Source organism: Streptomyces sp. DvalAA-14 (assembly GCF_900091855.1).
In the GTDB taxonomy this organism is placed as follows: domain Bacteria; phylum Actinomycetota; class Actinomycetes; order Streptomycetales; family Streptomycetaceae; genus Actinacidiphila.
Window position 1 is genome coordinate 1 of the sequence record NZ_FMCH01000053.1, and the last position, 10006, is coordinate 10006.

The window sequence follows — 10006 nt, forward strand, 5'->3', positions numbered from 1 at the left end:
CGCGCCCCTTTTGGGGCGGGTGCGGCTGGCCCGGGGGCGGTGTCGCGTCGTTGCCTTGTGCGGGTGCGTCGTGGTTGGTCGCGCAGTTCCCCGCGCCCCTTTGGGGCGGGTGCGGCTGGCCCGGGGGGCGGCGTCCCGGCGTTGTCGGGGGCGGGGGCGGTGTGACTGGTGGCGCAGGTTCTCGTGCCGCTTTGGGGGGGGTGCGTGTGTGTCGGCGGGTGAGGTGGGCTCCGGGAGGGGCGCGGGGAACTGCGCGGGGGGGTGCCACCGGGGGGTGGTTGGCGAGGGCCGGGAGGGGGATGCCGCCGGGGCGAGGTGCCCTCACGGCCCGGGGGCTCGTACCCCCCGTCGGCCGCCCCCCGCAAGGGGAAGGCGGCGGTGTCGGCGGGAGGTCGTAGGCTGGATGTAACCCCGGCCCGTGACACGTGTCGGGCGGTTCGCGTTGCCCGAGCGGCAGCGTGCCCACTCGCTCTGCCTGCCCCCTGGGACGGAATCCTGATGAGTCTGAACGGTCTGGTCGACGTCGTCGTCGAGGACCCCGCCCTCGCCGAGGCGGTGTCCGCCGCCACCTCCGGCGCGCGCCCGCTGGTGGACCTGGTCGGTCCGCCCGCCGCCCGCCCGATGGCGATCGCCGCGCTTGCCACCCGCGCCCGCCGCACCGTCCTGGCGGTGACCGCGACCGGCCGGGAGGCCGAGGACCTCGCCTCGGCGCTGCGCTCGCTGCTGCCGGACGACGCCGTCGTGGAGTTCCCCGCGTGGGAGACGCTGCCGCACGAGCGGCTCTCGCCCCGCAGCGACACGGTGGGCCGCCGGCTGGCCGTGCTGCGCCGTCTGGCGCACCCGCGGGCCGACGACCCGGGCGCCGGACCGGTACAGGTCGTGGTCGCCCCGATCCGCTCCGTGCTCCAGCCGCAGGTCAAGGGCCTGGGCGACCTGGAGCCGGTGTTCTTGCGCAGCGGGCAGAGCGCGGATCTGGGCACCGTGGTCGACGGGCTGGCGGCAGCCGCGTACGCCCGGGTGGAGCTGGTCGAGAAGCGCGGCGAGTTCGCGGTCCGCGGCGGCATCCTGGACGTCTTCCCGCCGACCGAGGAACACCCGCTGCGGGTGGAGTTCTGGGGCGACGACGTGGAGGAGATCCGCTACTTCAAAGTCGCCGACCAGCGCTCCCTGGAGGTGGCCGAGCACGGTCTGTGGGCCCCGCCCTGCCGTGAGCTGCTGCTGACCGAGCAGGTGCGCGCCCGGGCCGCCGCCCTGTCGGTCGAGCACCCGGAGCTGGACGAGATGCTCGGCAAGATCGCCGAGGGCATCGCGGTGGAGGGCATGGAGTCGCTGGCCCCGGTGCTGGTCAACGACATGGAGCTGCTGCTGGACGTGCTGCCGGCCGGTTCGATGGCGGTGGTCTGCGATCCGGAGCGGGTGCGTACCCGGGCCGCCGACCTGGTGGCCACCTCGCAGGAGTTCCTGGAGGCGTCCTGGGCGGCGTCCGCGGGCGGCGGCCAGGCGCCGGTGGATCTCGGCGCGGCCTCGCTGTGGGCGATCGCCGACGTCCGGGACCGGGCCCGGGTGCTGGGCCTGCCCTGGTGGTCGGTGAGCCCCTTTGCCGCCGACGAGATCGCCGCGGACGAGCTGGCGGTCAGCCGGCGCGCGACGGGCGACACCAGCCTGGAGCGGGAGTTCGGCGACACCCTGCGGCTGGGCATGCACGCCCCCGAGGTCTACCGCGGCGACACCGCCAGGGCGCTGGCCGACACCAAGGGCTGGCTCGCCGAGGGCTGGCGCACGGTCTTCGTCACCGAGGGCCAGGGCCCGGCGGCCCGGATGGTGGAAGTGCTGCGGGGCGAGGGCATCGCCGCCCGCGCGGCCTCGGCCGACGGAGCGGCGGGCTCGCTGGCGGCGCTGGCGCCGTCCGTCGTCCATGTGGCGACCGGCTCCCTGGAGCACGGCTTCGTCGACCCGGCGCTGAAGCTGGCGGTGCTCACCGAGACCGACCTGTCCGGCCAGAAGTCGTCGACCAAGGACATGGGGCGGATGCCGTCCCGCCGCCGCAAGACCATCGACCCGCTCACCCTGGTCGGCGGCGACTACATCGTGCACGAGCAGCACGGCGTCGGCCGGTACATCGAGATGGCCCAGCGCACCGTGCAGGGCGCCACCCGCGAGTACCTGGTGGTCGAGTACGCGGCGGCCAAGCGCGGCCAGCCCGGCGACCGGCTGTTCGTCCCCACCGACCAGCTGGAGCAGATCACCAAGTACGTCGGCGGCGAGGCCCCCTCGCTGCACCGGCTGGGCGGCGCGGACTGGACGAAGACCAAGGCCCGGGCCAAGAAGGCGGTCAAGGAGATCGCCGCCGACCTGATCCGGCTGTACTCGGCGCGGATGGCCGCCCCCGGCTACACCTTCGGCGCCGACACCCCGTGGCAGCGCGAGCTGGAGGACGCCTTCCCGTACGCGGAGACGCCGGACCAGCTCACCACCATCGCCGAGGTCAAGGAGGACATGGAGAAGTCGGTTCCGATGGACCGGCTGATCTGCGGCGACGTGGGGTACGGCAAGACCGAGATCGCGGTGCGGGCGGCCTTCAAGGCGGTGCAGGACGGCAAGCAGGTCGCGGTGCTGGTGCCGACGACGCTGCTGGTGCAGCAGCACTTCGGCACCTTCTCCGAGCGGTACGCGCAGTTCCCGGTGAACGTACGGGCGCTGTCGCGCTTCCAGACCGACACCGAGGCCAAGGCGGTGCTGGAGGGGCTGCGGGACGGCTCGGTCGACCTGGTGATCGGCACCCACCGGCTGTTCTCCTCGGAGACCACGTTCAAGGACCTGGGCCTGGTCATCGTGGACGAGGAGCAGCGGTTCGGTGTCGAGCACAAGGAGCAGCTGAAGAAGCTGCGGGCCAACGTGGACGTGCTGACCATGTCCGCCACCCCGATCCCGCGCACCTTGGAGATGGCGGTGACCGGCATCCGGGAGATGTCCACCATCACCACCCCGCCCGAGGAGCGGCACCCGGTGCTCACCTTCGTCGGGCCGTACGAGGAGCGGCAGATCGGCGCGGCGGTTCGCCGTGAGCTGCTGCGCGAGGGCCAGGTCTTCTACATCCACAACCGGGTCGAGTCCATCGACCGGGCGGCGGCCCGGCTGCGCGAGATCGTGCCGGAGGCGCGGATCGCCACCGCCCACGGGCAGATGGGGGAGTCCCAGCTCGAACAGGTGGTGGTGGACTTCTGGGAGAAGAAGTTCGACGTCCTGGTGTCCACCACGATCGTCGAGTCAGGGATCGACATCCCCAACGCCAACACGCTGATCGTGGAGCGCGGCGACACCTTCGGCCTGTCGCAGCTGCACCAGCTGCGCGGCCGGGTCGGGCGGTCCCGCGAGCGCGGCTACGCGTACTTCCTGTATCCGCCGGAGAAGCCGCTCACCGAGACCGCCCACGAGCGGCTGGCCACCATCGCCCAGCACACCGAGATGGGCGCGGGCATGTATGTCGCCATGAAGGACCTGGAGATCCGCGGCGCCGGCAATCTGCTCGGTGGCGAGCAGTCCGGGCACATCGCGGGCGTCGGCTTCGACCTCTACGTCCGGATGGTGGGCGAGGCGGTGGCGGACTACCGCTCGGCGCTGGATTCGAGCGGCGAGCCCGAGGAGACGCTGCTGGAGGTCAAGATCGAGCTGCCGGTGGACGCGCACGTCCCGCACGACTACGCGCCCGGCGAGCGGCTGCGGCTGCAGGCCTACCGCGCGATCGCCGCGGCGACGACCGAGGCGGACATCACCGCGGTGCGCGAGGAACTCACCGACCGCTACGGCAAGCTGCCCGAGCCGGTGGAGAATCTGCTGCTGGTGGCGGGCCTGCGGATGCTGGCCCGGAAGGTCGGCGTCAGCGACATCACGCTCCAGGGCGGCAACGTCCGCTTCAGTCCGGTGGAGTTGCGGGAGTCGCAGGAGCTGCGGCTGCAGCGGGTCTATCCGCGTTCGCTGATCAAGCCGGCCGCCAAGCAGGTGCTGGTGCCGCGCCCGGCCACCGGCCGGATCGGCGGGAAGCCGGTGGTGGGGCGTGAACTGCTCGAGTGGACAGCGGAGTTCCTGACGACGGTGCTGGGGTCCTGAGCCCGCGCCCGTGATCGGGGCGATGCGGTGCGGGCCGAGGGACCCGCACCGCCGTCGCATGTGTGACCAGTGGTGCGGGATGGGCACGGAGCTATTGACAGGTCCAGACCAATCCGTTTGAGTGCTGACACGACCCCACTCGAACCTCCCCCCACAAGGAGTGGTCACGTGTCGAGACAACGTCTCATCGCCCTGCTCGCCGCCCTCGCGGCCGTCATCGGGCTCGCGCTCCTGCTGCCGATGGCCTCCACCGCCTCCGCCGCGACCTGCGCGTCGCCGTGGAGCGCCGGCACCGTCTACACCGGAGGCACGGCCGCCTCCTACAACAGCCACAACTGGTCGGCCAAGTGGTGGACCCAGGGCGAAACGCCCGGCGTCGCCGACGTCTGGGCCGATCAGGGCAGCTGCGGCGGCTCCTCGGGCGGCACCGGCGGTACGACCGGCGGCAGCGGCAGCTGTTCCTACCCGGCCTGGGCCGCGGGCCACGCCTACGTCGCCGGCGACATCGTCCGCTACACCGACGGCAACTACTACATCGCCGAGCACGACAACCCGGGCTACGACCCCACCGTCAGCACCTGGTACTGGGACCCGTACTCCTGCACCGGCACCGGCACCACCGGGGGCAGCAGCGGAGGCACCACCACGCCGCCCGCCTCCGGCTCCTTCGTCGTCAGCGAGGCGCAGTTCAACCAGATGTTCCCGAGCCGGAACTCCTTCTACACCTACAGCGGACTGACCGCCGCCCTGAGCGCCTACCCCGGCTTCGCCACCACCGGCAGCGACACGGTCAAGAAGCAGGAGGCCGCGGCCTTCCTCGCCAACGTCAGCCACGAGACCGGCGGCCTCGTCTACATCGTCGAGCAGAACACCGCCAACTACCCGACCTACTGCGACACCAGCCAGTCGTACGGCTGCCCGGCCGGCACGGCCGCGTACTACGGGCGCGGGCCGATCCAGCTCAGCTGGAACTTCAACTACAAGGCGGCCGGCGACGCGCTGGGCATCGACCTGCTGGACAACCCGAACCTCGTGCAGACCGATCCGGCCGTCGCCTGGAAGACCGGCCTGTGGTACTGGGACACCCAGACTGGACCCGGCACCATGACGCCGCACAACGCCATGGTCAACGGCGCCGGCTTCGGCGAGACCATCCGCAGCATCAACGGCAGCATCGAGTGCAACGGCGGAAACCCGGCCGAGGTGCAGAGCCGGGTCAGCGCCTACCAGAGCTTCACCTCGATCCTGGGCGTGCCGGCCGGCAGCAATCTGTCCTGCTGAGCGGCGCGGATCACCCGCGCGCGCCGCTGGGCGCGCACCGATGAGAAGGCGCCACGACCGGGCCCCCGCGCCGACCGCAGAGCGCGCCCGCTGAAGCCGCGCCCCGCTCCCGGACCTCGAGGAGCGGGGCGCGGCACGCGTTAAGGTGAGCGGCTGTGACGATCACCGCTGCCGGTACGAACATCAGGCCGCTTGCCCCGGGTCAGCGCGCCCGGCTGCTCGTCGGCGACATCGACGGCGGCGCGCCGCGGCTCGTGCACCAGACGACCGGCAGCGCCCTGGAGGCGCCCAACTGGACGCCGGACGGCCGCTGGCTGGTCTTCAACCAGGACGGACTGCTGCTGCGGATCGCCGCCGACGCCACCTACCAGGGCCCGGGCGCCGGCCCCGCCCCCGAGGTGATCGACACCGGCGGGATCACCGACGCCAACAACGACCATGTGATCTCCCCCGACGGCCGGACGCTGTACCTCTCGGCGGGCGACGGCCACATCCACGCCGTCCCGCTGGCCGGCGGCCCGGCCCGCCGGGTGACCAACGAGCCGCGTCCCGGCCCCTTCCGGCACTTCCTGCACGGCGTCTCCCCGGACGGCCGCACCCTGGCCTATGTCGGTGTCGAGCCCTACGGCGGTGACGAGTGGGGCTACCGCAACATCTTCACCCTGCCGGCCGCCGGCGGCCCCGACACCCGGCTGACCGACAGCCCGGCGCCCGCCGACGGCCCGGAGTTCACCCCGGACGGCGAGTGGATCTACTTCAACTCCGAGCACGGCGCCACCGTGCCCGGCCACGCCCAGATCTTCCGGATGCGTCCCGACGGCTCCGGCCTCACCCGGCTCACCTCGGACGAACGCGTCAACTGGTTCCCGCACCTGTCGCCCGACGGCCGCCACGTGCTGTACATCAGCTTCCCGCCCGGCACCGAGGGCCACCCGGCCGACCGCGAGGTGGTCCTGCGCCTGATGGACCCGCTCGGGGCCGCCCGGCGCGACGTCCTCGCCTTCACCGGCGGTCAGGGCAGCCTCAACGTCAACAGCTGGGCCCCCGACTCGCGGCGCTTCGCCTACGTCGACTACCCGGCGGACGCGGCCGGCTGACCCGCGAACCGCCCCGGCTGCGGCACGCTCAGCTCTGGCGGTGCAGGATGACGTACCCCTCGGAGTTCGCGATCACCTGGTACGTCGCGGCCGGGTGCAGCTGCTGCGCGTAGACCACCGGGTCCGGCACCCAGCCCGTCGTGTTGTCGATCGCGATGTAGTCCGGCGTCACCCCCGGGGTGTCACCGACCCAGTACACGGTGGTCCGGTGCACCAGGCGGCTGATGGGCCCGACGTTCGCCTCGACCGTGGCCCCGTCGGGGATCTCGTCCAGCAGCTTTTCGACCGCCTTGGTGTGCGCGTCGACCTTGTACGTGGCGCCCTGGTCCAGGGCGGCGAGCGGCAGCGCGAGGGTGAGCGCCAGCGCCGCTCCGGCCACCGCGGCCGGCGCGCCCGAGGCGTAGGAGCGCAGCCAGGGCCGGTGGCTGCGCCGCGACCGTTCGGCGGCGTCCACCAGCGCCAGGAAGACCACCGGCATCAGCACCGCGCTGTAGTGCCAGTCGGTGCCCCAGTAGTGGTCGTCGTGCGAGACGAACCGCCAGCCGATGGTCGGCAGCGCGGCGAGGATCAGCGGCGAGCGCAGCGCCAGCAGGCCGCTGGTCGGCAGCAGGATCCACAGCAGGGTGTGCACGGCGGTGGCGAGGGGGATGTGGCCGGGCATCGGGGCCCCGTTGCCGTTCAGCTTGTTCCAGTAGTCGTAGCCGCCGGCGGTGTTGAACGCCGGGATGATGACGCCGAACGCCAGGGCCGAGGCCGCCACACCGAAACCGGTCAGGCCGATCGCCCAGGGCCCGAACCGCAGGGCGTCCGACAGTCGGCCCACCGGGCCCGCACCGGCCTCCAGGTCCCGGTCCCGGTCCTCCTGGTCCCGGTCGTCCAGGTCCCCCCGGGTCGCCCGCCCCTCCCGCTCCGCCGGCGCCGTCCCGTCCGCGAAGTCGCCGTCCGGCACGGGCTCCTGCTCCTGCCGGGTGCGCCACCAGACGATCACCCCTATCGCGGCGGCCGTGACCCCCATGTCCTCCTTGACGAAGACCAGCGGCACCGCCCACCACATCGCCGCCGCCCACCGCTTGCGCAGCACCGCCTCCAGGGAGAAGGCCAGCAGCGGCATCGCGAACGCGATCTCGTGGAAGTCGAACTGGACCGCCTTCTGCACCCCCCACGACAGCCCGTAGGCGACGCCGATCGCCAGGCCCCGCCCCCGCCCGAGCAACCGCGCCGCGCCGCGGGTGACCGGGATCACCGAGACCGCGAACAGCAGCGCCTGCGCCACCAGCAGCGTCACCGGGGTGGGGAAGACCCGGTAGAAGGGGGCGATCAGCGCGGTGATCGGGCTGAAGTGGTCGCCCAGGATGTTGAAGCCGGGCCCCTTCAGATCGGCGACCGGCGCGTGCAGGTGCGCGTAGGACTTGACGGCCTGCTCGAAGATGCCCAGGTCCCAGGACATGGTGAGCATCTGCCGGTAGCGGGTGACCGACAGCAGCAGGTAGGCCACGAAGAACACGGCGGTGAGCAGATAGGGGTCGAGCCCGGCGCCGGGCGTCCGCAGCCGCCGGCCGGGGCCCGCGCCGGTGTCGTCCGCGCCCGTGCCCGCCGGAGTGGGCGGCGCCGCGGACGCGGTGTCCCTGGCGTCCTTGGTGTCCTGCGCCGGAATGACAGCCTCGGCCCTGTCCATCGGTCGTCCTCCTCCGAAACGGGGTCGGGGTCTGCCGGAAAAGATACGGGACGGCCCGGGCGGGCGGGACCCGTGGGACGGATCGTGCGTGTTCGGCGGCGCCGGCCCCCGGCGCTCGCCGAGCGGGCGGGCCGCGCCGGAGAACCGGCCGCTCCCGCTGCCGCACCGTATGCTGCCCGCCGTGAAAACTTGGATACGCGCGCACTGGCGCTGGGCAGCGGGCGGCGGTGCGGTCTGTGTGGCCGCGGCGGTGGCCGTGGTGGTCACGATCGCGGCCGGATCGGGTTCCGGCCACCCGCGTACGCTGCCGCCGACCCGGGCGCGCGCCTACACGCAGGCGCAGGCGTGCCTGCTGACCGGGGAGCGCGGGATCGCCGACCCGGCGGCCGTGCCGGTGTGGGCGGGCATGCAGGACGCCTCGGCGAAGACCCACGCCGAGGTGACGTACCTGGCGATGGCGGGGGAGCAGACCGCGGGCGCGGCGGGGCCCTATCTGGCGACGCTGGCCGGCCGGAAGTGCACCGTGGTGCTCACCGTCGGCGCGGCGCCGGACGGCGGGGCCGCGGCGGCCGCGGCGAGGTATCCGGACACCCGCTTCGTGGTGGTGGCCGGGTCGGGCGGGTCCGCCGGGTCGGGCGGATCGGGCGGGTCCGGCGGGACTCCCGAAGCGGGCGGTGCGACCCCCGGTCACAACCTCAGCACCGTCACCGGGAGTTCGGCCGCCGCGACCCGGACCGCGGTGTCCGCGGCGTTGATCGAGGCATTGCGTCCGTGACCCTTTGACGGAAGGCAGGCGCCCTGCCGGGACCGCCGGCGGCCCGGCGCCTGCCGTCGCCGGGGGCCGGCGGCGACGATCCGTTCACCCGGCGGGGGGACACCGCGCCCGCCGCGCCCGCAACTGCGCGCTATTTCCCGGTGATCGGGGCAGATACCCAGATGAACGGCACCGGCCGCGGGCGCGCACGCGCCCCACGACACCCTCCCGAGGTGGTAGATGGACAGACGGATAGCCCGAGGCCTCGCTTGCAGCGCGGTACTCGCCGCGGTGCTCGGCGTCGCCGGCTGCAAGGACACCACGATCGGCGCCGACGGCCCGAATGGCAGCGGTGACACGGCCGCCGGCAGCGGCCCCGTGGTCAGCAACGGGCGGGCCGCCGACCCGCTGGACAACCCCGACGGCACCAAGGCCGGGCTCGCGGCCATCACGTCCTCGGCCGAGCGGGCCAAGGCGGTCGCGCTGATCAAGAAGGTGGCCACCAAGGGGCGCGGCCCCAAGACCGGTTACAGCCGGGAGGAGTTCGGCGCCGCCTGGATGGACTCCGCGTCCAATGTGCCGTTCGCACACAACGGCTGCGACACCCGCAACGACCTGCTCAAGCGGGACGGCCTCGATCTTCGCTTCCGGTCCGGTTCGAAGTGCGTGGTGATGGCGATGACGCTGGACGACCCCTACACGGGCAAGGCCATCCACTGGACCAAGGCCAAGGCGACCGCCGTCCAGATCGACCATGTGATGCCGCTGTCGTACGACTGGCAGATGGGCGCCGCGCACTGGACCAAGGCCAAGCGCGAGTCGATCGCCAACGACCCGCTCAACCTCCTGCCGGTGGACGGCCCGTCGAACGGCGCCAAGAGCGACTCGGGGGCGGCCAGTTGGCTGCCGCCGAGCAAGGTGATCCGCTGCTCCTACGCGGTACGGATCGCGGAGGTCTCCATCAAGTACGACCTGCCGGTGACCAGTCCGGACAAGCAGGCGATGCTCACCCAGTGCGGCGGCTGACACCCGGCCCCGCCCGGCCGGAGCCCACCGGGCGGCCGGACCGCCCCGCGCGGTCGGTCCCCACCG

6 protein-coding genes are annotated in these 10006 nt (G+C 73.0%); 5 read left to right on the forward strand and 1 reads right to left on the reverse strand.

What is annotated here, in order from left to right; translation table 11 throughout:
* The first annotated feature begins 498 nt into the window (after nucleotides 1-498).
* The 3 genes from mfd to GA0115240_RS02415 all read left to right on the forward strand — a co-directional run bounded on the left by mfd (nucleotide 499) and on the right by GA0115240_RS02415 (nucleotide 6485).
* Nucleotides 499-4107 carry a transcription-repair coupling factor gene (gene mfd, locus GA0115240_RS02405; protein WP_093734977.1) on the forward strand — a complete coding sequence of 1203 codons (3609 nt, stop codon included), beginning with the start codon at nucleotides 499-501 and terminating at the stop codon, nucleotides 4105-4107.
* 168 nt (nucleotides 4108-4275) lie between these two features.
* On the forward strand, nucleotides 4276-5388 hold the full coding sequence (locus tag GA0115240_RS02410) for a glycoside hydrolase family 19 protein (protein WP_256069478.1): 1113 nt from the start codon (nucleotides 4276-4278) through the stop codon (nucleotides 5386-5388).
* A 155-nt stretch (nucleotides 5389-5543) separates the two neighbouring features.
* Nucleotides 5544-6485: a TolB family protein gene (locus GA0115240_RS02415; RefSeq protein WP_202450954.1), complete on the forward strand. Its 942-nt coding sequence runs from the start codon at nucleotides 5544-5546 to the stop codon at nucleotides 6483-6485.
* Nucleotides 6486-6513: 28 nt separating this feature from the next.
* Here the strand turns inward: GA0115240_RS02415 and GA0115240_RS02420 are convergent, their stop codons facing one another.
* Complete coding sequence (locus GA0115240_RS02420; protein WP_093734978.1) at nucleotides 6514-8160, reverse strand: DUF2079 domain-containing protein; 1647 nt, start codon at nucleotides 8158-8160, stop codon at nucleotides 6514-6516.
* 181 nt (nucleotides 8161-8341) lie between these two features.
* On the opposite strand from GA0115240_RS02420, the gene GA0115240_RS02425 reads away from it, so the two are divergent.
* Together GA0115240_RS02425 and GA0115240_RS02430 are read left to right on the forward strand one after the other, a co-directional pair.
* Nucleotides 8342-8935 (forward strand): hypothetical protein, encoded by a 594-nt coding sequence (locus GA0115240_RS02425; RefSeq protein WP_141708685.1) that lies wholly within the window; start codon nucleotides 8342-8344, stop codon nucleotides 8933-8935.
* Nucleotides 8936-9154: 219 nt separating this feature from the next.
* Nucleotides 9155-9940: an HNH endonuclease family protein gene (locus GA0115240_RS02430; RefSeq protein ID WP_093734980.1), complete on the forward strand. Its 786-nt coding sequence runs from the start codon at nucleotides 9155-9157 to the stop codon at nucleotides 9938-9940.
* The last annotated feature ends 66 nt before the right edge of the window (nucleotides 9941-10006 follow it).

Coding starts and splice junctions, on each gene's coding strand:
- GA0115240_RS02430 (WP_093734980.1), top strand. CDS start 9,155: ATGGACAGACGGATAGCCCGAGGCCTCGCTTGCAGCGCGGTACTCGCC.
- mfd (WP_093734977.1), top strand. CDS start 499: ATGAGTCTGAACGGTCTGGTCGACGTCGTCGTCGAGGACCCCGCCCTC.
- GA0115240_RS02420 (WP_093734978.1), bottom strand. CDS start 8,160: ATGGACAGGGCCGAGGCTGTCATTCCGGCGCAGGACACCAAGGACGCC.